The sequence below is a fragment of the Streptomyces sp. NPDC015532 genome, from assembly GCF_043078065.1.
Lineage (GTDB): Bacteria > Actinomycetota > Actinomycetes > Streptomycetales > Streptomycetaceae > Streptomyces.
In genome coordinates this window covers 1-25,933 of the sequence record NZ_JBIBSY010000018.1, presented here as the reverse complement: position 1 = coordinate 25,933, position 25,933 = coordinate 1, and the positions used below count along the sequence as shown (strand labels likewise).

Here is a 25,933-nt window from a genome sequence, read left to right as displayed (position 1 = left end):
CCGAACGTGTCACTCGCCGGAGGGACCCGCTCCGTGGGCGTCGGGTTACCGCGTGACCGCAGGAAGACGTCGGCGACCCCTAGCCGAACCGCTCGATCCGAATCCGGTCCACCGGCTGCCCGGCCTCCACCAGCAGGCGCGAGGCGTGCTCGGCGAATCCGTTGGAGCCGCAGATATAGGCCTCCCACCCACCGTGCGGCTGTTCGGCCAGGAGGGGCGCCATATGTGCGGCGGTCATACGTCCGACGGGCACACCGTCCGGGGCCGCGCGGGTGAACACGGCCGTGGTCTCGTCGCCGTACTCCCGTGCGTAGATGAGTTCCTCGGGGCTGCGCGCGGAGACCAGGAGACGCAGCGGTACGTCGAGCCCCAGCGCGCGCTGGTGCCGCAGCATCGACATCAGCGGCACGACGCCGGAACCGGCGCCGACGAGGAGCGCCGGCCGGTCTCCGGGCCAGGCGAAGAAGCCGCTGAGCGGACCGCGTACCTCGATGGAGTCGCCGGGCCGGGCCACGGTGTGGAACCAGCCGGACACCTCGCCGCCCTCGACATGGTCCAGCGTCAGTTCGATGTGACCGGTGTCGTCGGGTGAGGACGCGATGGAGTAGTGGCGCTGCGCCACATACCCGTCCCCGGCGGTGAGCCGCAGCATCAGATGCTGGCCGGGCAGATGCCCCTCCCACGCGGGCACGGCGAACCGGAACGTCGCCGCGTGCGCGGTCTCGCGGCGGACCTCGGTGAGCGTGGCGGTCTGCCAGGTGGTGGCCGTGCTCGTGTTCACGGCGATGCGTCCGGGCACGGCGAACCGTGTCGGCGGTACGAAGGCCGTCGGCGGTACGAAGGTCGTGGTCTCAGTCACCGGAGTAACGCTGCTCTTCCCAGGGGTTGCCGCGGGCGTGGTAGCCGTTCTGTTCCCAGAATCCCGGCTCGTCGTGGTCGAGGATCCGAATCCCCGCGATCCACTTGGTGCTCTTCCAGAAGTACAGATGGGGCACGATCAGCCGGGCGGGTCCGCCGTGTTCGGCGGGAAGCGGCCGGCCGTCGTAGTCCCACACGATCCACGCGCGACCACCGGTGAGGTCGGCCAGCGGGAGGTTCGCGGTGTACCCGGTGTGCGCGTACGCGACCGCGTGGGTGGCGGCCGGGTCCGGTCGTACGGCGTCCAGGAGGGTGTCCAGGGACACGCCGCCGAAGCGCACCCCGAACTTCGACCAGCTCGTCACGCAGTGGATGTCGCCCTCGTACGACGAGGCGGGCAGTGCGTGCGCCTGCTCCCAGTCCCAGGTCCGCGGCTCGGCCACCAGGCCGTCGATCCGCAGGGTCCAGTCGGCGGGTGCCAGGTCCGGGGTCACCTCGGCGGACAGCACGGGCCAGTCGTCGCCGGCGTCGTACTGGCCGGGCGGCAGTCCGGCGTTGTGGACCCGCGGGCGGCCGGTGAAGCCTCGCGTGACGTTCATACGGGTGGTGCCTCCAGGACCGCAGGGACGACGGCCCGCCGATCCGGCGTGGCCGACGGGCGGCGGCCCCCGGATCGAGGGTGACGGGTGCAGGTACGGGCACGGGCGCGGACCGCTGGCCCGTGCACGCACCGCTTCTTGACCATTCAACGGTACGCGCCCATGGATCGTGCTTCGAGCCGGTACCCGGGCGCTGATCATTGCGTACGTATGAACTCTTCCGGAGCCCGGGAATAGCCGCGCCCCGATCCTCCTTGCTCCTGAAGCCGACTCCGGTGGTTCGTACACGCACCATGGGGGAGCGGTGTCACGGTGTGACCGGTGACCACAGCGAAGGAGAGTGAGGGAGCACATGACCGAGGCGTACGTCTCCACACGGTTCGAGGGCACGGAGACGCAGGAGACCCCCGGCGGCCGTCACCCTCTCGACAACCCGGCACTCGGTGCCCTCACCGGGCCTCACGCGCACTTCGCCGAACGGCGTGGACGTGTGCTGCGCTACCCCCTGGACGTGTCTCCGTGGCTGGCGCTGCCCGATGATCCCGGCGCCGCCGACTGGGCGGACCTGGCGGCCCTGGTGGGTCCCGGGGGCGACGCTCCGCTGGCCGGTTTCGACGGGCGGACCCCGGACGGCTGGGAGGTCGTCTTCAGCCTCGACGGAGTCCAGCTCGTGGACGACGGGCTGGACGCGGCGCCCGACGCCGAGGCGGTACGGCTCGGCCCGGCCGACGTGCCGGAGATGCTGGACCTGGTGGAACGGACCCAGCCGGGCCCCTTCGAGGCGCGCACGGTCGAGCTGGGGACGTACCTCGGGATCCGCCGCGACGGCGCCCTGGTCGCCATGGCCGGCGAGCGGCTCCACCCGCCGGGCTGGACCGAGATCAGCGCGGTCTGCACGGACCCGGGTCACCGCGGCGAGGGTCTGGCCACCCGTCTGATCCTGGCCGTCGCCCACGGCATCCGCGAGCGCGGGGAGACCCCGTTCCTGCACACCGCCGCGAGCAACACCGGCGCCATCCGCCTCTACGAGTCGCTGGGATTCCGGCTGCGCCGCAGGGTCCGCTTCATGGCCGCACGGGTGCCCGAACACCTGGGTGACGGCCGGACCGCGGGAGTGGGCTGACACCACAGGACGCCGGGTCAGCCGCTCCGCGGCCCTGATTCCGGCTTCCCCGTGCCGAGGACAGGGGCCGCGGCGTTGTAGCGCAGCAGATACATCGCGAAGCGGGCCAGGTCCTCCTCGGGCCAGCCCGCGAGCCGCTCGCGGAACGCCGTCCGGCGGCTGCGGGTCACCTGGGCGAGGATCTCCGTGCCCGCGGCGGTCGGATACAGCACCTGGACGCGGTGATCCCCGGGGTCCGTGCGCCGCCCGACCAGTCCGGCCCGCTCCAGCGCCGCCACCTGACGGCTCACCGTCGACTTGTCCAGCGCGTAGTGCGCGGCGAGGTCCGTGGCCCGGCAGCCGCCGACCTCCTCCAGATGGCCGAGCAGGGTGTACGAGACCAGGGACAGCTCGGGATGCATGCGCCCCGCCGAGGCACGGGCCCTGCGGGCGAAGACGGTCATCTCCCGCTGGATGATCTCCACCGCCGCCTCCGCGGCCACGCCGTCGCTCGCCGTCCCGGTGGTGACGGCGTCCTCGCCATACCCTTCGGATGCCATGACGGGACCTCCCTGAACTGCCCTGGTTGCATAGTACAACTTGGGACAGGAGGGGCGAGAGTCGCACATGCCGGCCCGAGCGGATCCCGTGGCGGACGACCGGTGGACGACCGGTGGACGACCGCCGCCTGGCGCCGTCCGTCAGCTGATCGTTCCTGTAGGGTGACCGTCCCGGCCGAGGACCGTCTCGGCCGACGCGTGGCAAAGGAGGTGAGACCCATTACCGCTGTGTCAGGTCGGGTGCTCTCGTCTCCAGGCAACGCGGTCGCCGTCTGACGGTGGCCGTGGGAGCGCCCTTCGGTTCGTCGAAAGGCCCTCGGCTTCATGCCTCCTCTCTCTCCTGACGTTCCCGACGCGGCAGACCCGATGGTCGCCGCGCTCCGCTCCGCCGGCTGTGTCTTCGCCGAGGACGAGGCGGAGCTGATCCGCTCCGCCGCCCGCACCCCGGACGAGGCCTCCGCGATGGTGGACCGGCGCGTCGCGGGACTGCCTCTCGAACACGTCCTCGGCTGGGCCGAGTTCCACGGTCTGCGCATCAGCCTCGATCAGGGCGTCTTCGTGCCGCGCCGCCGTACCGAGTTCCTCGTCGAGCAGGCCGTCGAGCTCGCGCGCGGCGCGTCCGTCGTGGTGGACCTGTGCTGCGGCTCGGGCGCGGTGGGCGCCGCGCTGGCTGTGTCCCTCGGCGGTCCCGAGCTGCACGCCGCCGACATCGACCCGGCGGCGGTGCGCTGCGCCCGACGCAATGTCGCGCCGTTCGCGGGCCGGGTCCACGAGGGGGACCTCTTCACGGCACTGCCCGCCACCCTGCGCGGCCGGGTCGACGTCCTGGCCGCCAACGTGCCGTACGTCCCGACCGACGAGGTCGGCCTGCTGCCCTCGGAGGCCCGGGACCACGAACCCCTGGTCGCCCTCGACGGCGGGGCCGACGGACTCGACCTCGCGCGCCGCGTCGCCGCCGAGGCGCCGCGCTGGCTCGCCCGCGGCGGCTGCGTCCTCGTCGAGACGAGCGAGCGCCAGGCGCCCACGGCCGTCGAGGCCTTCGCCCGCGCCGGACTGATCGCGCGCCTGGCCGTCTCCGAGGAGCGGTACGCCAACGTGGTGATCGGCGTGAAGCCCTGACCGGGCGGGCCGGACTCGGCGACATGCCGCGTTCGGCCCTCGGTCGGCCGATCGCGCCGCTTCGCGCGCCACACTCCGGCTGACGGCATGCATCAGAGGGAGGCCCGGACATGAGCAGCACCCCCCGGACGTTCGACACATGGGACATCAAGGAGTCGGGGCCCGCGGACGCGGGCACCCGGGTGCTGCTGCTGCCCGGCGGGATGTGCAGCACGGCGTTCTACGACGATCTGATGGCCGCACCGGCGCTCGCCTCCGCGCCGGTGCGGCTGGTGGCCGCGACCCTGCCGGGGCACGCGGGCACCACGCCGCCGCACGATCTCTCCATGGAGAACTACGCGGCGCTGGCGGGCGCCCTGGCCGCGGAGCGGGGCTGCGACGTCGTGGTCGGCCACAGCATCGGCGCCAACGTCGCCCTGGAGATGGCGGCCGGCGGGCTGTTCACCGGTCCCGTCGTCCTGCTCTCCCCGACGTTCTCGGCCTCCGACGAGGACAAGGCGCTCGCGATCGCCAACAGCCTCGGGCGGGTGCCCGGCATCGGGGCGCTGACCTGGTCCGGTCTGGTCAAACTGACGCCCCGCGTCATGGTGAGCCAACTGCCCACGGCCCGGCGTGAGGCGCTGACCGCCGAGTTCGAGAAGAACGACCCGGCGTTCTGCCGCCAGGTGATCCGGCACTATTTCGACTATCTGGACCGGTACCCGGACCTGGTGTCGCGGCTTCGCGACTCGGGTGTGCCCGCCTGGGTCGTGCGCGGCGACCGCGACGACGTCGGCCTGTCGGAGGACGAGCGCGCCGGGCTGGAAGCGGCCCCCGGCGTGACCCTGGTCTCGGTTCCCGACGCGGGCCACCTGGTGATGGTCGAGCAGCCGGACACGGTCGCCGAACTCGTGGCCCGGGTCGCCCTCGGCTGACCCCGCCTCGGGCACGCGCGGCGCGTTCCCTCGGCCCGCGCCCCCTTGTTCCTTCGGCCCGTGGCCTGCGCTCCCCGGCCCGCGCCCCGTGTTCTTGAGCCCGCGCCGCGTGCTCCTTCGGTGCGGGCCGGGGCTTCCCCGGACTTCCGCCGAGTGACCCTCCTCATTGTGCAACTAGTTGCATAACCTGCGGCCCGTCGTCTACAACAGACGTACGACACCGCGCACGGAGGGCCCGATGAGCCGTTACCCGCATCTGCTGAACCCGCTCGACCTGGGCTTCACCACCCTGCCCAACCGCGTGCTCATGGGCTCCATGCACGTGGGCCTGGAAGAGGCCGAGCGCGGCTTCGAGCGCATGGCGGAGTTCTACGCCGCCCGCGCGCGAGGCGGCGTGGGCCTGATCGTCACCGGCGGCATCGCGCCCAACGACGCCGGACGGCCCTACGAGGGCGGCGCCAAGCTGACCACCGAGGCCGAAGCCGAGAAGCATGCCGGGATCACCGCCGCGGTGCACCGCGAGGGCGGGAAGATCGCGATGCAGATCCTGCACTTCGGGCGGTACGCCTACCACAAGGACCTCGTCGCCCCCAGCGCGCTCCAGGCCCCGATCAGCCCGTTCGTGCCGAACGAGCTCAGCGACGCCGAGATCGAGCAGACCATCGACGACTACGCCCGCGCCGCCCGGCTCGCCCGGCAGGCCGGCTACGACGGCGTCGAGATCATGGGCTCCGAGGGCTACCTCATCAACGAGTTCATCGCCCTCCAGGCCAACCGGCGCGACGACCGCTGGGGCGGCTCGTACGAGAACCGGATGCGCTTCCCCGTCGAGATCGTCCGCCGGGTGCGCGAGGCCGTGGGCGACGACTTCATCGTCATCTACCGTCTGTCGATGCTCGACCTGGTGCCCGGCGGCTCGTCGCTGGACGAGGTCATCACGCTCGCGCGGGCCGTCGAGGCCGCCGGAGCGACGATCATCAACACCGGCATCGGCTGGCACGAGGCCCGTATCCCCACCATCGCGACCTCGGTGCCGCGCGGTGCGTACGCCTGGGTGACCAAGAAGGTCATGGGCTCCGTCTCGATCCCGCTGGTGACCACCAACCGCATCAACACCCCAGAGATCGCCGAGCAGTTGCTCGCCGACGGCCACGCCGACATGGTCTCGCTCGCCCGGCCCATGCTCGCCGACCCCGACTTCGTCGCCAAGGCCGAAGCGGGACGCCCGGAAGCCATCAACACCTGCATCGGGTGCAACCAGGCCTGCCTCGACCACACCTTCAGCGGCAAGATCACCTCTTGTCTGGTCAACCCGCGCGCCTGCCACGAGACGGAGCTCGTCCTCGCGCCGACCCGGCTGCGCAAGACCGTCGCCGTCGTGGGCGCCGGGCCCGCCGGACTCGCCTGCGCCGTCAGCGCCGCCGAACGCGGCCACGACGTCACGCTGTTCGACGCCGCGGCCGACATCGGCGGCCAGCTCAACGTGGCCCGCAAGGTCCCCGGCAAGCAGGAGTTCGACGAGACGATCCGCTACTTCCGCACGCAGCTCGAACTGCACGGTGTGGACGTCCGGTTGAACACGCCGGCCGCCGTGGAGACGCTGGAGACGTACGACGAGGTCGTCGTCGCCACCGGCGTCAGCCCGCGCACCCCGGAGATCCCGGGCGTCGACCACCCGAGCGTCGTCGGCTACCTCGACGTCCTGCGCGACGGAGCCCCCGTCGGCGACCGCGTCGCCGTCCTCGGCGCCGGCGGCATCGGGTTCGACGTCGCCGAGTTCCTCACCGACAGCGGCGACAAGGCGAGCGAGGACCCGGCGACGTACTTCCGCGGCTGGGGCGTCGACATGGACTACCGGACCCCCGGCGGTCTCGGCGCCCCCGAACGGCCCACCCCGCCGCGCACCGTGCACCTCCTCCAGCGCAAGGCCTCCAAGGTCGGCGCCGGACTCGGCAAGACGACCGGCTGGATCCACCGCACCGAACTCAAGCACCGGGGCGTCACCATGGTTCCGGGCGTCCAGTACGACCGGATCGACGACGCCGGACTGCACGTCACCGTCGACGGACACAGCCAGGTCCTGGAGGTCGACACCATCGTGCTGTGCACCGGACAGGAGCCCCGCCGCGACCTGTACGACGCGCTGCGCGCCACGGGCCGCGGTGTCCACCTCATCGGCGGCGCCGACGTGGCCGCCGAACTGGACGCCAAGCGGGCCATCAAGCAGGGCACGGAGCTGGCGGCGGCGCTCTGAGGTCCCCCCCCGCAAAGGGACTCGCCCGGGGGGCGCCCGGGCGAGTCCTCACCTGGTCGACGGCGGCGCCGGGCGGCCCGCGCGGCCGGGGTCCGTCCACCGGACGGGCCCCGGCCGCGCGATTTTCGCGGAGAAGCACAACCGTTTTGGTGTGTCGCGGGTCACATCAGGCAGGAGCAAACGTCTCCAAAGATCGCAAGGGGGAAATATGCGATTCAACCGTTCCGCCCTGATGGCCGGTGCCTTCGCCGCCCTGATGGTGGGGGCCACCACCGCCATGGCGGCGCCCGCCTCGGCCGCGGCCAACACCACGCCGCAGAAGGTCTGCGGCAGCGCCTACAAGACGGTGAACTCGGCGCCCGTCGGCTCTCTGGGCACCGTGTACCTGACGTACAACTCCTCGAACGGCAAGAACTGCGTCACCACCATCCGCAACAGCCCGGGTACCGCCGTGGAAATGGCCGCATGGGTCTACGTCTCCGACACCGGCCTGGGCGACGACGACTACGGGCTGTACACGTCGTACGCGGGACCGACGTACGTGTACGGCAAGGGCCACTGCGTCGACTGGGGCGGCCAGATCAAGAACGTGTACACCCAGGTGTCCGGCTCCAACTGCGGCGCCTTCAAGGAGCAGCGCGTCACCTTCACCCGCTGACCGGCCGCTCCACCCGGCCACCGGGCGCCACCCGGTGGCCGTACGGGGACGCCTGAGCCGACTCGCCCCGGCGGGACTCACCGAGTCCCGCCGGGGCGAGTGCTGTGCCGTGGGTCCGGCGGAGCGCGGCCGGCCACCGGGCGGCGCCCCGGACGCTCCCTAGGATGACCTCATGTCACTCCCGCACGCGATCCTCACCGCCCTGCTCGAGAAGCCCTCGTCCGGCCTCGAACTGACCCGGCGGTTCGACAAGTCGATCGGCTACTTCTGGTCGGCGACGCATCAGCAGATCTATCGCGAGCTGGGAAAACTGGAAGCCGAGGGGTACATCAGGGAGCTTCCCCCCGAGCAGCACGCCCGGGGCCAGAAGAAGAGCTACGAGGTCCTGCCCGCGGGCCGCGCCGAACTCGCCCGCTGGACCGCCGCCTCGCAGGACCCGAAGCCGCTGCGCGACACGATGCTGCTGCGCCTGCGCGCCGCGGCCGTCGTCGGCACCGAGGGCCTCGAAGCCGATCTACGCCGCCATCTCGCCCTGCACCGAAGCCAGTTGGCCGAGTACGAGCAGATCCAGGACCGGGACTTCCCGCCGGAGAAGAGCACGCCCGAGGACCGGCTGCGCCATCTCGTCCTGAGAGCCGGTATCGACCTGGAGACCTTCTGGACCCAGTGGCTGACCCACGCCCTGACCGAGTTCGAGAGCATGCGGGCAAGCGACTGAGCGCCGCCCGGATGCCCGGCCACGGCCGGCCCCCGGCACGGGGCGGTTGAACCGAGCTCGGAGTCGGCCGAACCCGGCACAGGGCGGTTGAACCGAGGCCCGCGACGGCCGAACCCGGTCAAGGCGGTTGAACAGAGGCCCGAGGCGGCCGAATCCGACCCGCGACGGCCGAACCCGGCTCAAGGCGGCCGTCCGTGACCGGAGTCGGTGGTACGGCCGCCCGTCGCGACGGGCCCCGGATCAGAGCCGGTGCGGCTTGGAGCGGCGGCGCAGGAACCAGCCCGCCGCCAACGTGCCGGCCACGACCAGGGCCCCGCCGCCGACGACCGTGGCCGTGCCGTAGTCCTTCACGGCCCCGCCGAGTCCGCCCATGACGCCGCGCGACGGCGACGGGGAGACCGTCGTCGAGATCGTGGGCGTCGCGGGTGCCGCGCTGGCCGCGACGACGATCGCCTGGGTCCCCGCCGTCGTGCCGTCCTGGCAGACGACGATCACCGTGAACGTTCCGGGGCTCACACCCGTCCAGGCGGCCGACTGATTGCTGCTCGTCCCGGTGAGCGGCATCTGGCGCCCCTGGGCGAAGTTCGTCTGCCCGCTGGAGAGCAGCGAGGCGTTGCCGAAGCTGCTTCCGTTGCTGGGGCAGGCGCTGGTGGTGACCGAGACCGAGGTGCCACTGGTGCTCACGGAGATCCCGGAACCCCATGCGACGGCCGCCGGGGCGGCCAGGGTGAGCGGAAGCGCAGCGGTGGCGGCCACGGTCAGGCCGGAGCGGAGAAGTCTCTGAGTGGTACGCATAGGAACTGCCCTCCAGCGGCACGGTTGGCGGTACATCCCATGCGCCGCCGAGGATTGGAAAGGCCCGTGCTGCCTCGGTGCGAGCCAATGCGCCCCGGCCGGGGCGCGCATGCGGACGGGGACCGGGCAGGTGACGAATTCCATCGTCCGGCGGACTATCGGCGCCTCCGGCGGCCCGCTTCCTCCGCGGGTTCACCGTCTCCGTCCCGGCCTGCGTCACCAGGTGCGGGAACGGGTGCGGGAACGGGCGGCGGTGCGAGGGGTACGTGTGGCTTCGTCGGAACGTACGGCGGTGCGGAACCGTACGGCGGTGCGGAACCGTACGGCGTCGCGGGTACGCCCGCGAGACCACCACCTCAGCACCGGCCGGCCGGTGCTGAGGTGGTGGTCAGCGGCCCGTCGTCACGGAGCGCTCCGCGGACAGCGCGCCCCACGTGCCGTCGGGCAGCTTCGCCCGGATCCGTACCCGGTGCGTCACGTCCGTCTCCCGGCCGATGTAGAAGCTGTGGGTGCAGGTGCCGCGGGGCGGGCTGCCGCCCCAGACGAGCGAGGTCACCTCACGCCCGTCGAGCTGGATCCGGTACTCCGTGACCACCCCGTCGACCTCGGGCGCCGTCCACGCCAGGTCGATGTAGTACGCCCCGTCGTGCCGGTGGGTCGTCGCCCGGAAGCCGGCCGGTGCCGTGCTCCGGTCGTCCGCGGGACCCGGCGCGGTGGTGATCCTCACGGAGTCGCTCGGCGCCGAGACGTTGTCCGCTGCGTCCCGGGCCCGCACGGTGAAGACGTAGGCCGTGCCCGGCCGCAGCCCGGTGACGACGGCGGCCGTCTGTGCGCCGCCCACACTGTGGATCTTCGAGGTGCCCTGGTAGATGTTGTACGACGCCACGCCCCGTGCGTCGGAGGACCTGGTCCAGGACAGCTGGACCGCCCGGCCGCCCACGGCCCTCCCGTGCGGGCCGCCGGGGCGGGTGGGCGCGGTGCGGTCGGCCGCGACCGCCGCCGGGGTGGTGGCCGAGACCGGCCGGCTGAGCGGGCCCGGGACCCCGTCCGCGTTCCGGGCCCGGACCCTGAAGACGTACACGGTGGACGGTTTGAGCCGGGTGATGTCCACCATGTGCTCCGAACCGGGCACTTCCTTGACCTTGGTGGTGCCGCGATACACCTCGTAGCGGGTGATCCTCGGGTCCTCGGTGGTCAGGTTCCACATGACGTGCACGCTGGTCGAGCTGCCCGCGGCGGCGGTCACGCCCGTCGCCGCGGCGGGCAGCCGTTCGCCCTGGCCGGACGTCGGGGCGCCCCATCCGCAGGAGGTGAGCGCGAGCAGTGCTCCGCACACCAGGGCGCGCGGGGCGGTGAGGGGAACGCGTCGCACGGGTCTGCCCTCCCTCGACGGGATTGGTCTGTACCTATAAGACACGGGTGACGCGGCCACATCAAGAGGGTGGACGTCGTTGACCGGACCGTCGCGGGGGTACGTATGCTGATCCCGACGCGGTGCGAACTCGCCCTACTGTCAGGGGAGTTCCTGCCCACGGCGCGGAACGCTGTCGTCGCTGATCCCGCGCCGACGCGCACGGCCGAGCGGCCGGAGCCGGGTCCGGCTCGCGCCGCTCGGCCGTGCGGCGCCCGCGCAGGCGGCCGTGCACCGTCCGGCCCCCTCCCGGTGGACGCGCTCTCGGAGGCCCACCAGATTGGGGCAGATGAGCGTCCATGTCCCCCAGGAGAGGGTCTCCCATCGTGCGTGTCCAGTCGCTGACGCTGGCCGCGGCCGCGGCGGCCGCCCTGCTCGCCGCGGCCCCGGCGGTGCTGTCCACGGCCCCCACCACGGGCCGCCCCGGAAGCACCGCCGCACCCGCCCGGGAGGGCTCCGTCCGAGCCGCCGACCTGCTGGCGAAACTCGGCGGCTGCACCCCCGTCTCGCACGGGCGATACCGCAGCGACGACGGTACCCGGGCCGACATCCCGGTCTGCGGCGTCCCGGGTGCGGTCTTCTGGACGGCCGACATGGACATCGACTGCGACGGCAGACCGGGGCCTCTGTGCAACAGCGACACCGACCCGCTCTTCTCCGAGTCCACGGCCTTCCAGCAGTCCGACGGCCGATATCTGAGCGCCGAGACGCTGCCCTACGTCGTCGTCCCCGCACCGAGCGACATCTGGAACTTCCGGGACCACGGCATCGGGCCCGGCTCGGTGGCGGTCGTGATCTACCGGGACCGCGTCCAGTACGCCGTCGTCGGTGACACCGGCCCGCAGGACATCATCGGCGAGGCCTCGTACGCGACGGCCGCGGGCCTCGGAATCCGCGCCGATCCCCGCGGCGGCGGTACTCCTGCCGGGGTCACCTACCTCGTGTTCAAGAAGGCCCGGGTGTCGCCCATCCAGGATCACGCCGCGGCGGTGGCGACGGGGGAGCGGCTGGCCCGGAGGCTCCTGGGCGACGGCTGAGAACGGCTCCGCCGTCGGACGGCCGCCCAGCCGTTGCCGATGGGCGGGATCACGCCGTTGACGTCGCTCACCGCGTCAGAGGCGAGCGACACGATCAAGGCGGCCCCCGTTCCACCGCCGCCCCGTCCTCACACGACCCGTCCTCACCCCGGCCGGTCCTCACAGCCGCTCGTCCTCACCCCGGCCGGTCCTCACGCCGGCCGCTCCTCACACCTTCCGGTCCTCACACCTTCCGGTAGGTGTACGCCTCCGCCGCCGCGGCCTCCACCGCCGCGAGGTCGGCGCCCGCCGAGGCCGTGACGACCGCGGCCACCGCCCCCTCGACGAAGGGGGCGTCCACCAGCCGTGTGCCGTCCGGGAGTTCGTCGCCCTCGGCGAGCAACGCCTTGACGGTGAGCACGGCGCTGCCCAGGTCGGTGAGCACGGCGACGCCGGCACCGCGGTCCACGGAGGCCGCGGCGGCGGCGATGACGTCCGCGCTGGTGCCGAGCCCCCCGTCCAGGGTGCCGCCCGCCGGCGCGACCGGAGCGAGCGTCCCGCCGCCGGCCAGGCCCGTCGCCAGCTCGGCGACGGACGCGGCGACGGCGGCGCTGTGCGAGACCAGCACGATGCCGACGCGTCGTTCCTCGGTGTCACTCACCTGCCGCCTCCACGAGTGCCGCGATCAGCAGGGCCGAGGACGTGGCACCCGGGTCCTGGTGCCCGATGCTCCGCGCGCCCAGATAACTCGCCCTGCCCTTGCGGGCCTGCAACGGTGTCGTCGCCAGGGCACCCTCCTCGGCGGCGGACTTCGCCGCGGCGAACGACTCGGCGAGCGCGTCGACCGCGGGCACCAGAGCGTCGATCATGGTCTTGTCGCCGGGCGCGGCTCCGCCCAGCGCCATGACCGCGTCGACGCCCGCACGCAGCGCCTCGGCGAACCGCTCGTCGGTGACCTCGGCGTCGTCCCCGAGCGCCTTGCCGGTCCGGCGCAGCAGCGTGCCGTACAGCGGCCCGGACGCGCCGCCGACCGTCGAGATCAACTGCCTCCCGGCGAGCGTGAGAACGGCACCGGGGGTGTCCGGGGCCTCCTTCTCCAGCGTGGCGGTCACGGCGGCGAATCCGCGCTGAAGATTGCTGCCGTGGTCGGCGTCACCGATGGGCGAGTCCAGGTCCGTGAGCCGCTCCGCCTCGCGGTCCACCGAGGCTGCGGTCGCCGTCATCCAACGGCGGAAGAAATCGGTGTCGAGCACAGAATCTCCTTGCGTGGTACGGAAGTCGAGCTGGTGGCCGGTCGCGGGCCCATGGGCCGGACGCCGTTCCCCGCACCGGGCCCAAGAGCCCGGTGCCGTTCCCGGCACGACGGCCGCTGTCACACGCCCCAGCGCAGCCCCGGTGTCTTCACGGGCGCGTCCCACAGCCGCAGCAGGTCCTCGTCCACCTCGCACAGGGTCACCGAGGCACCCGCCATGTCGAGGGAGGTGACGTAGTTGCCGACCAGGGTGCGCACCACGGGGATGCCGCGCTCGGCCAGCACCCTTTGCACCTCCGCGTTGAACCCGTACAGCTCCAGCAGCGGGGTGGCGCCCATGCCGTTGACGAGGAGCAGCACCGGATTGCGCGGCGCGAGATCGTCCAGAATGGCGTGCACCGAGAAGTCGGCGATCTCGCGCGAGGTCATCATCGCGCGCCGCTCCCGGCCCGGCTCGCCGTGGATGCCGACACCGAGTTCGAGCTCCCCGGCCGGCAGATCGAACGTCGGACTGCCCTTGGCCGGAGTCGTGCAGGCGCTGAGCGCGACACCGAAACTTCGGGAGTTCTCGTTGACCCGCCGGGCCAGCGCCTCGACCGCCTCCAGGGGCGCGCCCTCCTCGGCGGCGGCACCCGCGATCTTCTCCACGAACAGCGTCGCGCCCGTTCCGCGCCGCCCGGCCGTGTACAGACTGTCGGTGACGGCCACGTCGTCGTTGACGAGGACCTTGGCGATCCGGATGCCCTCGTCCTCGGCCAGCTCCGCCGCCATGTCGAAGTTGAGGACGTCGCCGGTGTAGTTCTTCACGATGAACAGCACGCCCGCGCCGCTGTCCACGGCCGCGGCGGCCCGCACCATCTGGTCGGGAACAGGCGACGTGAAGACCTCACCGGGGCACGCCGCCGACAGCATGCCGGGGCCCACGAATCCGCCGTGCAGCGGCTCGTGCCCGGACCCGCCGCCCGAGACGAGACCCACCCTTCCCGCGACCGGGGCGTCCCTGCGGACGATCACGCGGTTGTCGACGTCCACCGTCAGCTCCGGGTGGGCCGCCGCCATGCCCCGCAGCGCGTCCGCCACCACCGTCTCCGCCACGTTGATGAGCATCTTCATGGGAACCTCCTGGCGAGATCGACAAACGAGTTTTTGATCTGCGTTTTCCCTGGTCAAACCTGGTGTTGATCGGTCCTGTTCATGACGGTCCGGCAGTTCTGCGGGGACGGTCGGACGCGGGTCGGAGGGAGTGCTGTCATGTGCAGTATTGACCTTGCGGCAGCGAAGGTCACGCGCGCGGGCCGCCACGAGGCGACAGCGGCCGTCCTCGTAGCGGCGCGGCTGTCGACGAAGGGCTTTGACCGCTAGGCCTGCGACCGCCGTGCGCCATGCCTGTGACCGCCAGGGCTGTGACCACTCACAGGGCACGTTCCATGCAGACCAGGTCGTCCCGCTCGTCCCACGACTCGGTGACGGTGAATCCGAGCCGCTCGTAGAGGGCGATCGCGCCCGCGCGCCACTTCCACACCGACAGCCGCACCGCGCCGACGCCGCTTTCCGCTGCCTGCGCGAGCGCGGCGCCGACCAGGCTGGACGCGATGCCCGACCCCCGGAACTCCGGGTCCGTCCAAAGCCTCTTGACCTCGGACCGTCCGTCGGCGGGGGCGGTCACCACCAGGCAGCCCACCGCGCTGTCCCCGCTCAGCGCCAGGAGCACGACATCGTCGGCGAAGGCGGTCTGCGGATCCGCGACCTCCACCCGATAGCGGTCCGGCAAATCCTCCACACCGGCCACGGCCTCACCTTTCTCGGCCTGCGTCGTCAGATGGTAGGCCGCCAGCAGCTCGGCCGGCCCCGCCTCGGCGGAAGGGGTCTGGCCCGGCCAGCGGACGACGGCGACCTCGCGTTGATCAGACATGACGCGAGCATCGCACGAGGTCAGGACCCTGTGCCTCGGACTTCGGACCGCAAGGCGCACACCCTGCGGGGCTTCGGACCGTATTCACATCATCGGACAGCAAGCGCAGCGAGGACCAGGCCCGCCCGCGCTGGAGCTCGGAATCACGTGGCTCCTTCGGCAGCGGTGGCCCGGGCAGCACATGAGCCCGGCCGGGCATCGGTCATTCGTCAGGGCCGAGCGTCGTTCGTTCGTCAGGGCCGAGCGGAATCCGCAGCGCGCTGCGTCCCTGCCGCCACGCGGTCAACAGGTGGGCCGCCAGCCGGTCTTCGAGGAAGCCGGTGACCCGGACGCCGAAGGCGACGTCGGGCTCGAGTTCGGGTTCGCTCGCCAGCAGACCGCCGATGACGTCCCGGCGTACCACCTGCTCGTGGACGGCGTCGGCCTCGACGTGCTCGTCGTAGAAGCGCTGCGCCGCCTTGCCCGCCCCGACCCTGCGCAGGGCGGCGGCCAGGCGTCTGGACCCCGGTGAGGAGGTGACCTCCACCGCGGCGAAGTGTCCGACCAGAGCGCCCCGAAGGGCTCGGTGCAGGCCCAGCAGGGACATGAGATTGACCGTGGTGACCGCCTCCGTGGGGGCGGCGTCGACGTAGTGGCCGTAGTCCGTGCACAGGTCGAGGTCGGCCATCAGGTCCGCGAAGAGCCGGGCATGGATGTCCTCCTCGCGTCCGGCACCGAACTCGTCGAACTCGACCGCCACCATGGCCGCCTTGGCGCGGCCGTACAGGCGTGGGACGACCCAGACGTGGGGGTCGGCCTCCTTGAGGTGGTACAGGGAGCGCAGGGCGGCGTACTCCCGCAGCTGCCACAGTGCGCCGTCGCGTTCGAGGAAGTGACTGACACTGGCCTCGTCGTGTCCGACCGGTTCGAGCAGCAGGGCTTCGAGGGCGTCGTCGGCATGGGGATCAGCGGTCACCTCGTCGCGCAGGGCCTTCAGGAAACGCAGTTCCAGCGACCGGCGCAGGGCCAGCAGGCCGGGGTCCCACTCTCGTTCGTCGCTCACCTCGGCGAAGCCCCGGTAGTGGAGTTCGTACAGCGTGTAGAGCGCGAGCTGGACATCGTCTCCGTACGGATCGGCATCCTCCAGGCCGTGCGGGAGCGCGGGCAGCGGGGTGCCGTAGCGCAGCGTGGAGGCCAGAGACCGCGATATCTCGCCGCGTGGTGCCGGAAGGAGGGGGCCTCTCACGTCGTTTCCCGCTTCGTCCGACGGCGGTGGCTGGTGTCGCACCAGGGATAGGTCCGGCTGCGTCGGCAGGTGCAGATCGCCGCCCGGAAACGGCGGGAAGCCACGACCGTGCCGTCCTCCAGCACCACCTCGACCGGTCCCTCGACGAGAAGAGGGCCCTCACGGTCCACGGTGACGCGGCGCGGTCGCTCAGGATTGCCAGGCACGGATGACCACCAGCTCTTCACGGTCGTCGTTCTCGTCGGTGAGCAGGCCCTGGCGTCGCAGCCAGGTCCGGCGTGAGCTCAGCACAGGGCCGAAGGGGACGAAGGCGCGGTCGGTGACCGTCGCCTCGAACCCCGCGCGGGCGAGCCGCCGCAGCGTCGGCCGGGTTCCGCACAGGGCGGAGTGGACGAGCAGCAGTACGCCGCCCGCGCGCAGAGCGGTGGGCGCCTCGTCACAGACGCGGTTCACGAAGACCCGCCCGTCCGGCCCGGCGTCCCAGGCACGCTCCGGGGACCGGGACGGCAGCCGGAGCGCGGGGGAGGGGACGTAGGGCGGATTGCTCACCACCAGGTCGTACGTCCGTCCGTGTACGGCCTCTGTGAGGTCGCCGTGGCGAACGATGACGCGACGCCGTGCGAGGAGCGCGTTGAGGCGCGTGGTGAGAACGGCGCGCCAGTCGATGTCGACGGCCGTCACCCGCGCCCCCAGTCTCGCGGCCCGCAGGGCGAGGGCCCCGCTGCCGGTTCCCAGGTCGAGCACGTCGGTGGAGGGGCCCACGCGCTCCCGCGCCAGGGCGTGCATCAGGAGCTCGGTGTCCTGCTGAGGCGCGTACACGCCGGGCGGTGTGATGAGCGGGATCTCGCCGGACATCCCCATGAAGCACCTCCACATCTCGGCGTGTCTGATTCATGCCTATATGTGCGACTCTGTGGTCTGGGTGCCCCTCGAACGGAGGCCTACACGCGATCTTCGGAGCCGTCTTCGCGGGCGACCGGGCTCGTGTCCTCAGTCCAGTGGGCGCCGAGGCTTTCTCACCGCCCGGGGCGGGCCGGACTGGGGAGGGAGGAGGATCAGCGCCGTGGCGGGGAGGGCATCGCGCCGAGCGGTCGCCGTTCCACCATCAGGATGGTGTTCAGCCGGCGGCCGGGGGTCCCGGCAGGTCCTGGTTGTAGCGGCGGGCGGCCCGGTCGTTGAGCACGCTGCCCCAACCGCGCACCTTCTCCGTCACCGTACGGGCAGGACGGTCGATGCCGTGACCCTGCACCATGCCGCCGGCAGCGCCGTCGCCGGCCGGTGCTTTCGGGAGCAGCCGGGCGGCGAGCCCGCTCAGACGGGTGACCGTCGCGGGCGCCACACCGTGCGCCACCGACGCGGCGCGCGCCGCGGGCGTGAGGACCAGGCGGGTCCTGCGCCGTTCCAGAGCCCGCAGAACGCGCTCGGCCGCGCGCTCGGCGTCCATCGAGACGACGGGGGCGCCGGCCAGCGCGGAGAACCACGCGAACTCCTTGGAGGCGCGACCGCCGAATTCGGCCTGGAGGTGCGATCCGGTGCGCATCAGCCCGGGGTGAACCGTGGTCACGCTGACGTTCATGCCGGCCGTCTCGGCCCGCAATCCCTCACCCAGAGCGCCTACGGCGGCCTTGGCGCACGAGTAGGGCAGCAGGTGCGGGACGGCCAGCAGACCGCCGACCGAGCCGATGAGGCACAGACGGCCACCGGCGTCGCTGCGGCACAGCGGAGGCAGCGCGGCCATCGCCGTGTTCACCGTGCCGCCGAAGACGGCCGACATGGCGTCCTCGAAGGCCCCGCTGTCGATCGACGCCACCGGAGCGACCTGGATCACCCCCGCGTTGGCGATGACGACGTCCAGGCCGCCCTGCCGGCTGTCCGCCTGCTCGACCATGGCGCCGACCGCGGCCCGGTCGCGTACGTCGCACACGGCGGTGGACACCGTCGCGCCGGTCCGTTCCTCGACCCACGCGGCACCGCGCCGCAGCTCGTCCGCGTCCCGTGCCGCCATGGTCACCCGGCAGCCGCGCCGGGCCAGCCGCGCGGACAGCAACAGCCCCAGCCCCCGCGATCCACCCGTGACCAGGGCGGACAGGCCATGGAGATCCGACTGATGTGCGGTCGTTGCCATTTTCGTCCCCTCGCTCGTGGAAGGCGTTCCGAGTACCCGTGACGGGCACCGGCAGACAGACGACCGTGACGAGAGGCGGCGGCCGGCGTCCCGCCGGGCTCGCGGCGTCGTCCACGCCGGTCACGCCGGTCACGCCGTGAGGATTCACCCCGTGAGGATGCCGGGCAGCCCGAGAACGCCGGGGAGGGCGGTGCCGGCCAGGAGCCACTCCGTCACCGCTGACCAGCACCGGGGCGGTCCGGCGGGCATCGGCATCATCGTCGGCGAGAGGGGTACTTGCGCCTCACGCCACGCCCCCGAGCGAGGAAGCGAGAACGTCGTGAACGAGCGCCACCCGGATGGCCCTGGGGCCTGCGGCGGGCCGATACCGAAGCCCATACCGAGGGATCTGCCCGACCAGCAGGCCACACCCGACGAAGACCCGTGGGACGCCGTCGGCGTACCGAAGCAGTGGACCGCGGACGAGGGCCCCGAGGCGGAGAGATCCGGTGCGCGGGCCTCCGGGGACGAGACCCCGGACTCGGAGACTCCAGACTCGGAGACTCCAGACTCGGAGACTCCGGACTCGGAGACCCCCGACACGGAGACCCCCGACACGGACGAGGCCGGGACCGGGCGCAGAGGTGCCCCGCACTCCGGCAGCGTCCGCCCGGAACATCCCGTGCCCGACGAGCCGTCCGACTGACGCGTCGACGCGCCGTGGAAGCCCGGCCGGGTGACGCTGGGACAGCCCCTGACCGCAGCAAGAGCCCGGCCGTCCGAAAGGACCTGTGATGGGCGTGCGCACGTGGGCCGGCGAACGGCCCGTCCACCGTCAGCTGCCGCGGTCCTCGCCGCCGACACCGCGGTTCCCGCCTGGCACGGCGCCCACCGGGAACTTCCCTATCTGTTCACGGCGTCCGCGACGGCCGCCGCCTCGGGAATGGCGCTGCTCGTCGCGCCACCGCGCGAGAACGGCCCGGCCCGTTCTCGCGGGCGTCCTCGCGGCCGCGGCGGAGAGCGCGACGGCCGCGGCGGCCGAGCTACGCCTGGGCATGGTGGCCGGGACCTGGCCCGAAGGACGCGCGGGCACGTTCCTGCGGATCGCCCGGGTCCTGACCCTGAGCGGTGCCGCGAGCGCGGCCCTGGCCGGCGGACGCAGCCGACCGGCCGCCGTGCCGGGCGGGCTCGCGCTGCTCACGGGGTCGGCCCGCACCCGCTTCGAGGCCTTCGCGGCGGGCATCGCCTGCGCGAACGACCCGAAGTACACCGTCGTACCCCAGCGAAAAGGAGAGTGACCCGATGGTCACCGTGTCCCTCACCGGAGTGTCCAAGGAGGACGCCGCGACCGTGTTCGGCGTCCTGCGGACGGCGTTCCCGACCGACCGCCCCGCCGACGGCGTTCCTCAAGAGCAGCCGGGCGACCGTCCTCCCGTGTGGAGCGCGGACTTCGATCCGACCGAGGAACGCATCCCGACCGGTCCCACCCCTCTGGAGGGGTCGGTCAGCGCCACCTTGCAGGGCGGCTACGTCGCCGTGGACCGGCTGCGTGAGGCCCTGAGCGGCTCGTTCGCCGTGGAGGAACAGGGCACGGCGTCGGGAGACCAGGAGAAGGAGGTCGACCTGCGACTCCGGACGAAGGGATAGAGCGACAGGCGGCGGCGTCGGCGAGGCGCGAGAAGGCGCGGTGCCGCCACGGGGTTCCCCCGCAGAACGGGCCGGGGGATTCCTGGCCACCCCAGCGGCGCTCGGCGACGAGGAGGAGAGCGACATGGTGCAGATCGGGTACACGATGATGACGGAACAGGCCGGCCCACGTGAGCTCGTCGCTCATGTGGCCGGGGCCGAGCGCGCCGGCTTCGACTTCTCCGTCACGTCCGACCACTACTTCCCCTGGCTGGACTCCCAGGGACACGCCCCGTACGCGTGGAGCGTCCTCGGTGCCGCCGCGCAGGCCACCGAACGCATCCCCCTGATGACGTACGTGACGTGCCCGACGACCCGCTACCACCCCGCGGTCGTCGCGCAGAAGGCCGCCACCGTGCAACTCCTGTCCCAGGGACGCTTCCGCCTGGGTCTCGGCTCCGGCGAGAACCTCAACGAGCATGTGGTCGGCGGCGGATGGCCGGCCGCACACGTCCGACTGGAGATGCTCGAAGAGGCCGTGGAGATCATCCGCTCGCTCCTCGCGGGCGAGAACGTCAACCACCACGGAGCCCACTTCGACGTGGAGAACGCCAGACTGTGGGATCTGCCCGACCCGCCCCCACCGATCGGGGTCGCCGTCTCCGGTGGGCGCTCGTGCGAAGTCGCCGGACACCTCGCCGACTTGCTGATCGCCACCGAACCGAAGGCCGACCTGATCTCCGAGTTCGACCGGCACGGCGGCGCCGGCAAGCCCAAGGTGGGCCAGCTGCCCCTCTGTTACGACACGGACCGGGACGCGGCCGTCGCCCGCGCGCACGACCAGTTCCGCTGGTTCGGCGGCGGCTGGCCGGTCAACTCCGAACTGCCCGGCCCCGAAGGATTCGCCGGCGCGACCCAGTTCGTACGGCCCGAGGACGTGGCCGGGTCCATTCCCTGCGGGGACGACGTGGACTCCGTCGTCGACGCCGTACGGCCCTTCGTCGAAGCGGGGTTCACCGAGGTCGCGCTCGTCCAGATCGGCGGTGACCACCAGGAGCCGTACCTGCAATGGGCCGAGCGGAAGCTGCTTCCCGCCCTGCGTGACCTGTGAGAGGGAGAGGACACCAGCGATGACCACGAAACGCGCCGCCGTCTTCGATGTCGACGGAACACTCGTCGACACCAACCACCTGCATGTCGTCACCTGGTGGGAGGCGTTCCGCCAGGCCGGCCACCGCGTCCCCATGCGGGACATCCACCGGGCCGTGGGTCTGGGCAGCGGTGACCTGATCGAGCACCTGCTCGGCAAGGACCGCGACCCCGAGGACGACGAACAATGCGTCGCGGCCCACCACGCGCTCTACGCGACGTACTTCGACCGGTTGCCGGCGCTGGAGGCGGCCGGCGACCTGCTGCGCGCCCTAGCCGGCCGGGGCTGGGAGATCGTCCTCGCCACCTCGGCGAGCGGCGCGGAACTCTCCGCGCTCCGCCGCGCCATCGACGCGGACGACGTCATTCTCGGGGCGGCCAGCGCGGACGACGTCGACGAAGGCAAACCCGCACCCGACCCGGTCGAGCAGGCCAGAGAGCTCGCCGGAGTACCGAGCGAACGAGCGGTGTTCGTCGGCGACACGGTCTGGGACATGAAGGCCGCGGCGCGGGACGGGGTCACGGCCCTGGCGGTCCTGTCCGGCGGCATCCCGCGGGCGGACCTGGAGTCGGCCGGAGCTCACGCGGTGTACCGCGACCCCGCCGACCTCCTCGACCACCTGGACACCAGCGTCTTCGCGGACCGGGAATGACGGGGGCGAACGTACTCCGAGCCCGGCCCGCGCTCAGGCGGCCGCCCGGTCGAACGCGTGGATCAGGGCCTTGCGGAACGCCTTCAGGTCGTCCGGATTCCGGCTGGTGACAAGGGTGTTGGGGCCGGCGTCGCAGACCTTGACCTGCTCGTCCCCCAGTTCCCGCCAGCGTTGCGGATGTCGGAACGCCTGTACCTGGCTCGACTGCGTGGACACGAGTACCGCCGCTAGCGATCGGACGCGGAAGGCGCGGTCCGTTCCCCGGGCGGGGCTTCGGGGGAGGTCTCGTGCTGGTCCAGAGCCGCCAGGAGGTCGGCCACCGTCAGGCCCGAGTCGGCCGGGTGCCGCAGGCTGGTTCCGGGCTGGATGTGGTACAGGTTCGTGCGCCCTCGACGGGTGTGGTCCAGATAACCGTCCTGCTCCAGATCGGCAATGATCTTCTGGACGGCCCGCTCGGTGAGCCGGCACCGCGCGGCGATGTCGCGGATGCGCGTGCCTTGCGCCCCAGAGGCGATCGCGGCGAGGACTCGTGCGTGGTTGGTCAGAAAGGTCCAGCCGCTGTGACCCTCGGGTACTTCAGTCATCTCCCCAGAGTAGGGCCTTTCATTCACGCATTCAAAAGGGCGAAAGAAAGTTCATGTATCCCTTGACGTGTAACCGGGGCGAGGGTGAACCTGTATGCCATGCGAGACCATCCGCTTTCTCCCCCTGAGGGAAGCGGGGACGCAGTCGTCCACGGTGAACTGGCCCGCGGCGCCAGGGTGGGAGGCGCGTCACCCTTCCTCGAGACCGCCGTCTGTCCCGCTGGCTCACGGACGCTGGTCGCCGTCACCGGTGAGATCGACATCGACACCGCCCAGAGGCTGCGGGACAGCCTGAGCGCCGCCCTGGTGCGGTCTCGCGAGGGACTGGACCTCGACCTGGTGCGGGTCGACTTCTGCGACTGTTCCGGCCTCCGGGTCCTGTTGCGCCTTCGGAGTCTCGCTCTCGCCGAGGGCAAGACGGTCCGTATCGGCGCGGCTGGACACGCGGTCGGGCGGCTGCTCATGCTCACCGGTACGGCACCGCTGTTCGCGCCCTCCAACGGCGCCGGTCCGCACCCGGACGGGAAGAGTGAGAAGGATCTGCGCGCCGAGGTCATCGACCTGAAACGGGCGATGTGGAGCCGTCCGGTCATCGACCTCGCCCGCGGAGTCCTGATGGCCTCGTTCGGAGTGAATGACGAAGACGCCTGGAGCGTCCTGGTCGAGGTGTCCCAGCGCAGCAACACCAAACTTCGCCTGGTCGCCGAGAAGCTGGTCGCGGCGGTGACCGGCGATCCGCTGCCCGGCCCTCTGCGGCAGCAGATCTCCGAGGCGATCGCCAGGACGTCCGCCGATCCGCAGGGATCCGGTCACCACCGGCGCCGCGACTGGGTTCCCCCCGCCGTCAGAGCCGCCTCACTGGAGGGCCGCAAGTCGTCGGCGTGACCGCTCTCCGGTGAGTGCGGATGCCGCACTCACCGGTCTCCGTTCGGCGGGGCCCGCTACTTCCCCGCGCCGCGCACCCGCAGGCTGCCGCGGTCGCTCTCCTTCAGGCCACGCCCGATGATCAGGCGCTGGATCTGGTTGGTGCCCTCGAAGATCTGCATGACCTTGGCCTCGCGCATGTAGCGCTCGACCGGGAAGTCACGGGTGTACCCGGCGCCGCCCAGCACCTGGACCGCGTCGGTGGTGACCTTCATGGCGTTGTCGGTGGAGATCAGCTTGGCGATCGACGCCTCGGACTGGAACGGAAGTCCCTCGTCCTTGAGCCGGGCGGCGGCGAGCGTGGTGGCCCGGGAGACCTGTACCGCCGCGGCCATGTCGGCGAGGACGAAGGCCAGACCCTGGTGCTCGATGATGGGCCGGCCGAACGTCTCCCGCTCCCGGGAGTAGCGCAGCGCGTGGTCCAGCGCACCCTGGGCGAGGCCGGTGGCGACCGCCGCGATACCGAGCCGTCCGCAGTCCAGTCCGGCGAACGCGATCCTGAGCCCCTCGCCTTCCTCGCCGAGCCGGCGGCTCGCGGAGACCCGCACGTTCTCCAGGCGAACCGTGGCGGTGGCGGACCCGGTCAGGCCCATCTTCTGCTCCGGGGGATCGGCCACCACGCCGGGTGCGTCGGCCGGGACGAGGAAGCAGGAGATCGCGTGCGAGCCCTCGTCGGACGTACGGGCCATGACCGTGTAGAAGTCCGCGTACCCACCGTGGGTGGTCCAGGCCTTCGCGCCGTTGAGCACGTAGTCGTCGCCGTCCCGTACCGCCCGCGTGCGCATCGCGCTGGGGTCGGAACCGGCATGGGCCTCGGACAGACAGTAGGCGCCGAGCAGCTCGCCGCCGAGCATGCCCGGGAGCCACTCCTTCTTCTGGTCCTCGGTGCCGAACTCGGCGAGGGCGAAGCACGACAGCGCGTGCACCGAGACGCCCACCGCCACGCTCGCCCACACGGCGGCGATCTCCTCCAGCGCCTGGAGGTAGACCTCGTAGGGCTGCTCGCCCCCGCCGAACGCCTCGGGGTAGGGCAGGCTGAGCAGCCCGGCCCGTCCGAGGGTGCGGAAGACCTCCCGGGGAAAGCGTCCCTCGGCCTCGGCCTCGGCGACGCGCGGGGCGAGCTCCTTCTCGGCGAGCTCGCGGGTCAGAGCGATCAGGTCGACGGCTTCCGGCGTGGGGAGGGTGCGGGTCGCGGGCATGGCATGTCCTCGGTGGTGGCGGTTCGCTGGACGATATTGATACGCCAGGCGATACAACAGTATCGTTTTTGGTACCACCAGGCCATGTGGACCACTGACGGATCCACCGGTCGCCGGCCGGAGCGCGTGACGGGATGTGATGGGTGGGGGCCGGACCGCCGTGGCCTCCGCGGCGCACCGCTCGGCCTGGGGCTGACCGCGGTGAGGAATCCGGGCGTCAGGTGGTGCCCCGGACGCCGGGCTCAGGCCGACCGCCCCGGTGAGCCGGGAGCGGGCAGGGCCTGGGTCTGGGGCTCGGTCACGGCGAGGGCGATGGCGACGGTGCCGCGGAGGCGGGGAAAGGCCGCGCGGCCCGGCCCGGCGTTGATGCGGGCGCTCCCCGCGACGTCGCGGGGAGCGAAGCTGCGGGGAGGGAGGCCGTGGGCAGGGGTGCTGCTGGCAGGGAGGTCGTGGTAGCGGGGGTCAGGGCGAGACGGCGTGCACGATGAGCGAGGCCAGCTCGGCGTAGGCCTCGGCGTCGTTCAGTCCGGTGCGCGCGGCGACCTCGCCGCGCTGGATCTCCTGCATGGTCGCGGCCACGACCTCGCCCACGAACGCGGCATGCACGTCACGGAACGCCCCGGCGGCCACGCCGTCCGCGATCAGGTGCCGGATCCTTCCCGCGGCGAGGCGCGTGTTGGCCTCGTACACCTCGCGGGCCGGCTCGAACTGGGCCATGTCGTCGAGGAACTGCCGGGACAGCGGCCGCAGCTGCTCGGCGACCGCGTTCAGGTAGGCCACCACGCGCTCGGAGGGCGCGGAGGTGTCGGCCACCTGCTTCTCGACGGCCTGGGCGGCCTCGCGGAAGTAGTGCTTCACCGCCTCCCGGACCAACTCCTGCTTGCTGCCGGCGAGTTGGTACAGGGTCGTCTTCGAGCAGTGCAGCCGGTCGGTCAGCTCGTCGAGCGTGAACGCCGCGAAGCCCTCCGCCACCAGCAACGCGACCAGCCGTTCGAGCAGGTCGGTCTGGCGCGCGGTACGACGTGTGGACGGCATGATCTCAGCGTAACCGTTCCTCCATCACCGTGACCGTCCCCCCTCCCGGGGCGTGATCACAGGCCGGAAGGCCCGCCGTACTGGGTCGACGGCTTGCCCGGGGAGGCCCGGTGACGCCCGCCCGCCCGCCTGCTCGCCGTCCCGGCCGGGGGGGGGGGGGGGGGGGGGGGGGGGGGGGGGCGCGGGCCGCCCCCCCGGGGGGGGGGGGGGCGGCCCGGGGGGGGGGGGGGGGGGGGGGGGGGGGGGGGCGGGGGGGGGGGGGCGGC

General features: G+C 72.2%; 28 protein-coding genes and 2 pseudogenes. 13 read left to right on the top strand and 17 right to left on the bottom strand.

Features of this window, described 5'->3' with window-relative positions:
• Positions 1 to 79: 79 nt before the first annotated feature.
• Together ACF07B_RS36645 and ACF07B_RS36640 are read right to left on the bottom strand one after the other, a co-directional pair.
• The gene (locus ACF07B_RS36645; RefSeq protein WP_392182090.1) at positions 80 to 859 is read right to left on the bottom strand and encodes a ferredoxin reductase; all 780 of its coding nucleotides are present in this window, start codon (positions 857 to 859) and stop codon (positions 80 to 82) included.
• Positions 852 to 1,457 (bottom strand): sulfite oxidase-like oxidoreductase, encoded by a 606-nt coding sequence (locus tag ACF07B_RS36640; RefSeq protein WP_384238905.1) that lies wholly within the window; start codon positions 1,455 to 1,457, stop codon positions 852 to 854. The genes ACF07B_RS36645 and ACF07B_RS36640 overlap by 8 nt, the downstream gene beginning before the upstream one ends.
• 352 nt (positions 1,458 to 1,809) lie before the next feature.
• Between ACF07B_RS36640 and ACF07B_RS36635 the strand changes: the two genes are divergently transcribed.
• A complete protein-coding gene (locus ACF07B_RS36635) occupies positions 1,810 to 2,580 on the top strand; it encodes a GNAT family N-acetyltransferase (protein ID WP_392182089.1) in 771 nt (256 codons plus the stop codon).
• Between the two features lie 17 nt (positions 2,581 to 2,597).
• Here the strand turns inward: ACF07B_RS36635 and ACF07B_RS36630 are convergent, their stop codons facing one another.
• The gene (locus tag ACF07B_RS36630) at positions 2,598 to 3,119 is read right to left on the bottom strand and encodes a MarR family winged helix-turn-helix transcriptional regulator (protein ID WP_392182088.1); all 522 of its coding nucleotides are present in this window, start codon (positions 3,117 to 3,119) and stop codon (positions 2,598 to 2,600) included.
• A 324-nt stretch (positions 3,120 to 3,443) separates the two neighbouring features.
• Here ACF07B_RS36630 and ACF07B_RS36625 point away from each other — a divergent pair, with 324 nt between their 5' ends.
• From ACF07B_RS36625 to ACF07B_RS36605, 5 genes are all read left to right on the top strand, one after another.
• The gene (locus tag ACF07B_RS36625; protein ID WP_392182087.1) at positions 3,444 to 4,238 is read left to right on the top strand and encodes a putative protein N(5)-glutamine methyltransferase; all 795 of its coding nucleotides are present in this window, start codon (positions 3,444 to 3,446) and stop codon (positions 4,236 to 4,238) included.
• A gap of 110 nt (positions 4,239 to 4,348) precedes the next feature.
• Positions 4,349 to 5,152, top strand: coding sequence for an alpha/beta fold hydrolase (locus tag ACF07B_RS36620; RefSeq protein ID WP_369480063.1), 804 nt, complete (start codon positions 4,349 to 4,351; stop codon positions 5,150 to 5,152).
• Positions 5,153 to 5,390: 238 nt separating this feature from the next.
• The gene (locus ACF07B_RS36615; protein WP_392182086.1) at positions 5,391 to 7,406 is read left to right on the top strand and encodes an FAD-dependent oxidoreductase; all 2,016 of its coding nucleotides are present in this window, start codon (positions 5,391 to 5,393) and stop codon (positions 7,404 to 7,406) included.
• A 208-nt stretch (positions 7,407 to 7,614) separates the two neighbouring features.
• Positions 7,615 to 8,064: a spore-associated protein gene (locus tag ACF07B_RS36610; protein WP_326789464.1), complete on the top strand. Its 450-nt coding sequence runs from the start codon at positions 7,615 to 7,617 to the stop codon at positions 8,062 to 8,064.
• Between the two features lie 172 nt (positions 8,065 to 8,236).
• Positions 8,237 to 8,782 carry a PadR family transcriptional regulator gene (locus tag ACF07B_RS36605; protein ID WP_392182085.1) on the top strand — a complete coding sequence of 182 codons (546 nt, stop codon included), beginning with the start codon at positions 8,237 to 8,239 and terminating at the stop codon, positions 8,780 to 8,782.
• A gap of 240 nt (positions 8,783 to 9,022) precedes the next feature.
• On the opposite strand, the gene ACF07B_RS36600 is transcribed toward ACF07B_RS36605, so the two are convergent.
• Together ACF07B_RS36600 and ACF07B_RS36595 are read right to left on the bottom strand one after the other, a co-directional pair.
• Positions 9,023 to 9,577 (bottom strand): hypothetical protein, encoded by a 555-nt coding sequence (locus ACF07B_RS36600; protein ID WP_362396844.1) that lies wholly within the window; start codon positions 9,575 to 9,577, stop codon positions 9,023 to 9,025.
• 388 nt (positions 9,578 to 9,965) lie between these two features.
• Positions 9,966 to 10,949: a fibronectin type III domain-containing protein gene (locus ACF07B_RS36595; RefSeq protein ID WP_392182084.1), complete on the bottom strand. Its 984-nt coding sequence runs from the start codon at positions 10,947 to 10,949 to the stop codon at positions 9,966 to 9,968.
• A gap of 365 nt (positions 10,950 to 11,314) precedes the next feature.
• Between ACF07B_RS36595 and ACF07B_RS36590 the strand changes: the two genes are divergently transcribed.
• On the top strand, positions 11,315 to 12,025 hold the full coding sequence (locus ACF07B_RS36590; protein WP_392182083.1) for a glycoside hydrolase family 75 protein: 711 nt from the start codon (positions 11,315 to 11,317) through the stop codon (positions 12,023 to 12,025).
• Between the two features lie 223 nt (positions 12,026 to 12,248).
• Here the strand turns inward: ACF07B_RS36590 and ACF07B_RS36585 are convergent, their stop codons facing one another.
• The 8 genes from ACF07B_RS36585 to ACF07B_RS36550 form a co-directional block, all read right to left on the bottom strand.
• A complete protein-coding gene (locus tag ACF07B_RS36585; protein WP_362396853.1) occupies positions 12,249 to 12,665 on the bottom strand; it encodes a PTS fructose transporter subunit IIA in 417 nt (138 codons plus the stop codon).
• Positions 12,658 to 13,257, bottom strand: coding sequence for a dihydroxyacetone kinase subunit DhaL (gene dhaL / locus ACF07B_RS36580; protein ID WP_369480068.1), 600 nt, complete (start codon positions 13,255 to 13,257; stop codon positions 12,658 to 12,660). The genes ACF07B_RS36585 and dhaL overlap by 8 nt, the downstream gene beginning before the upstream one ends.
• A gap of 119 nt (positions 13,258 to 13,376) precedes the next feature.
• Positions 13,377 to 14,369 (bottom strand): dihydroxyacetone kinase subunit DhaK, encoded by a 993-nt coding sequence (dhaK, locus tag ACF07B_RS36575; RefSeq protein WP_392182082.1) that lies wholly within the window; start codon positions 14,367 to 14,369, stop codon positions 13,377 to 13,379.
• Positions 14,370 to 14,667: 298 nt separating this feature from the next.
• Positions 14,668 to 15,168, bottom strand: a complete 501-nt coding sequence (locus ACF07B_RS36570; RefSeq protein WP_392182081.1) for a GNAT family N-acetyltransferase — start codon at positions 15,166 to 15,168, stop codon at positions 14,668 to 14,670.
• Positions 15,169 to 15,370: 202 nt separating this feature from the next.
• A complete protein-coding gene (locus tag ACF07B_RS36565) occupies positions 15,371 to 16,393 on the bottom strand; it encodes an iron-containing redox enzyme family protein (protein ID WP_392182080.1) in 1,023 nt (340 codons plus the stop codon).
• A complete protein-coding gene (locus ACF07B_RS36560) occupies positions 16,390 to 16,599 on the bottom strand; it encodes a CDGSH iron-sulfur domain-containing protein (RefSeq protein WP_392182079.1) in 210 nt (69 codons plus the stop codon). Before ACF07B_RS36560 ends, ACF07B_RS36565 begins: the two co-directional genes overlap by 4 nt.
• Positions 16,583 to 17,254 (bottom strand): HemK2/MTQ2 family protein methyltransferase, encoded by a 672-nt coding sequence (locus tag ACF07B_RS36555; RefSeq protein WP_392182078.1) that lies wholly within the window; start codon positions 17,252 to 17,254, stop codon positions 16,583 to 16,585. Before ACF07B_RS36555 ends, ACF07B_RS36560 begins: the two co-directional genes overlap by 17 nt.
• 256 nt (positions 17,255 to 17,510) lie before the next feature.
• Positions 17,511 to 18,518 (bottom strand): SDR family NAD(P)-dependent oxidoreductase, encoded by a 1,008-nt coding sequence (locus tag ACF07B_RS36550; protein WP_392182077.1) that lies wholly within the window; start codon positions 18,516 to 18,518, stop codon positions 17,511 to 17,513.
• Positions 18,519 to 18,837: 319 nt separating this feature from the next.
• On the opposite strand from ACF07B_RS36550, the gene ACF07B_RS36545 reads away from it, so the two are divergent.
• The 5 genes and pseudogenes from ACF07B_RS36545 (at position 18,838) to ACF07B_RS36525 (ending at position 21,925) form a co-directional block, all read left to right on the top strand.
• The gene (locus ACF07B_RS36545; RefSeq protein ID WP_392182076.1) at positions 18,838 to 19,203 is read left to right on the top strand and encodes a hypothetical protein; all 366 of its coding nucleotides are present in this window, start codon (positions 18,838 to 18,840) and stop codon (positions 19,201 to 19,203) included.
• Positions 19,204 to 19,341: 138 nt separating this feature from the next.
• A pseudogene (locus tag ACF07B_RS36540) lies at positions 19,342 to 19,795 on the top strand (polysulfide reductase); the annotation flags it as partial.
• Between the two features lie 4 nt (positions 19,796 to 19,799).
• Entirely contained in the window at positions 19,800 to 20,144 is a 345-nt protein-coding gene (locus tag ACF07B_RS36535) for a hypothetical protein (protein WP_392182075.1), read from the top strand.
• A gap of 124 nt (positions 20,145 to 20,268) precedes the next feature.
• The gene (locus ACF07B_RS36530; protein WP_392182173.1) at positions 20,269 to 21,234 is read left to right on the top strand and encodes an LLM class F420-dependent oxidoreductase; all 966 of its coding nucleotides are present in this window, start codon (positions 20,269 to 20,271) and stop codon (positions 21,232 to 21,234) included.
• A 19-nt stretch (positions 21,235 to 21,253) separates the two neighbouring features.
• Positions 21,254 to 21,925, top strand: a complete 672-nt coding sequence (locus ACF07B_RS36525) for an HAD family hydrolase (RefSeq protein ID WP_392182074.1) — start codon at positions 21,254 to 21,256, stop codon at positions 21,923 to 21,925.
• Between the two features lie 33 nt (positions 21,926 to 21,958).
• Here ACF07B_RS36525 and ACF07B_RS36520 read toward each other — a convergent pair.
• A pseudogene (locus ACF07B_RS36520) lies at positions 21,959 to 22,113 on the bottom strand (protease); the annotation flags it as partial.
• 39 nt (positions 22,114 to 22,152) lie between these two features.
• Positions 22,153 to 22,509 (bottom strand): helix-turn-helix transcriptional regulator, encoded by a 357-nt coding sequence (locus ACF07B_RS36515; RefSeq protein ID WP_369480079.1) that lies wholly within the window; start codon positions 22,507 to 22,509, stop codon positions 22,153 to 22,155.
• Between the two features lie 99 nt (positions 22,510 to 22,608).
• Here ACF07B_RS36515 and ACF07B_RS36510 point away from each other — a divergent pair, with 99 nt between their 5' ends.
• Complete coding sequence (locus ACF07B_RS36510; protein WP_392182073.1) at positions 22,609 to 23,394, top strand: ANTAR domain-containing protein; 786 nt, start codon at positions 22,609 to 22,611, stop codon at positions 23,392 to 23,394.
• Positions 23,395 to 23,450: 56 nt separating this feature from the next.
• On the opposite strand, the gene ACF07B_RS36505 is transcribed toward ACF07B_RS36510, so the two are convergent.
• Together ACF07B_RS36505 and ACF07B_RS36500 are read right to left on the bottom strand one after the other, a co-directional pair.
• Positions 23,451 to 24,632 carry an acyl-CoA dehydrogenase family protein gene (locus ACF07B_RS36505; RefSeq protein WP_369480081.1) on the bottom strand — a complete coding sequence of 394 codons (1,182 nt, stop codon included), beginning with the start codon at positions 24,630 to 24,632 and terminating at the stop codon, positions 23,451 to 23,453.
• A gap of 462 nt (positions 24,633 to 25,094) precedes the next feature.
• Entirely contained in the window at positions 25,095 to 25,667 is a 573-nt protein-coding gene (locus ACF07B_RS36500; protein ID WP_362393986.1) for a TetR/AcrR family transcriptional regulator, read from the bottom strand.
• Positions 25,668 to 25,933 lie beyond the last annotated feature (266 nt).

Coding starts and splice junctions, on each gene's coding strand:
- ACF07B_RS36515 (WP_369480079.1), bottom strand. CDS start 22,509: ATGACTGAAGTACCCGAGGGTCACAGCGGCTGGACCTTTCTGACCAAC.
- ACF07B_RS36630 (WP_392182088.1), bottom strand. CDS start 3,119: ATGGCATCCGAAGGGTATGGCGAGGACGCCGTCACCACCGGGACGGCG.
- ACF07B_RS36640 (WP_384238905.1), bottom strand. CDS start 1,457: ATGAACGTCACGCGAGGCTTCACCGGCCGCCCGCGGGTCCACAACGCC.
- ACF07B_RS36505 (WP_369480081.1), bottom strand. CDS start 24,632: ATGCCCGCGACCCGCACCCTCCCCACGCCGGAAGCCGTCGACCTGATC.
- ACF07B_RS36530 (WP_392182173.1), top strand. CDS start 20,269: ATGGTGCAGATCGGGTACACGATGATGACGGAACAGGCCGGCCCACGT.
- dhaK (WP_392182082.1), bottom strand. CDS start 14,369: ATGAAGATGCTCATCAACGTGGCGGAGACGGTGGTGGCGGACGCGCTG.
- ACF07B_RS36525 (WP_392182074.1), top strand. CDS start 21,254: ATGACCACGAAACGCGCCGCCGTCTTCGATGTCGACGGAACACTCGTC.
- ACF07B_RS36555 (WP_392182078.1), bottom strand. CDS start 17,254: ATGGGGATGTCCGGCGAGATCCCGCTCATCACACCGCCCGGCGTGTAC.
- ACF07B_RS36615 (WP_392182086.1), top strand. CDS start 5,391: ATGAGCCGTTACCCGCATCTGCTGAACCCGCTCGACCTGGGCTTCACC.
- ACF07B_RS36570 (WP_392182081.1), bottom strand. CDS start 15,168: ATGTCTGATCAACGCGAGGTCGCCGTCGTCCGCTGGCCGGGCCAGACC.
- ACF07B_RS36605 (WP_392182085.1), top strand. CDS start 8,237: ATGTCACTCCCGCACGCGATCCTCACCGCCCTGCTCGAGAAGCCCTCG.
- ACF07B_RS36635 (WP_392182089.1), top strand. CDS start 1,810: ATGACCGAGGCGTACGTCTCCACACGGTTCGAGGGCACGGAGACGCAG.
- ACF07B_RS36550 (WP_392182077.1), bottom strand. CDS start 18,518: ATGGCAACGACCGCACATCAGTCGGATCTCCATGGCCTGTCCGCCCTG.
- ACF07B_RS36620 (WP_369480063.1), top strand. CDS start 4,349: ATGAGCAGCACCCCCCGGACGTTCGACACATGGGACATCAAGGAGTCG.
- ACF07B_RS36500 (WP_362393986.1), bottom strand. CDS start 25,667: ATGCCGTCCACACGTCGTACCGCGCGCCAGACCGACCTGCTCGAACGG.
- ACF07B_RS36625 (WP_392182087.1), top strand. CDS start 3,444: ATGCCTCCTCTCTCTCCTGACGTTCCCGACGCGGCAGACCCGATGGTC.
- ACF07B_RS36600 (WP_362396844.1), bottom strand. CDS start 9,577: ATGCGTACCACTCAGAGACTTCTCCGCTCCGGCCTGACCGTGGCCGCC.
- ACF07B_RS36610 (WP_326789464.1), top strand. CDS start 7,615: ATGCGATTCAACCGTTCCGCCCTGATGGCCGGTGCCTTCGCCGCCCTG.
- ACF07B_RS36535 (WP_392182075.1), top strand. CDS start 19,800: ATGGTCACCGTGTCCCTCACCGGAGTGTCCAAGGAGGACGCCGCGACC.
- ACF07B_RS36510 (WP_392182073.1), top strand. CDS start 22,609: ATGCGAGACCATCCGCTTTCTCCCCCTGAGGGAAGCGGGGACGCAGTC.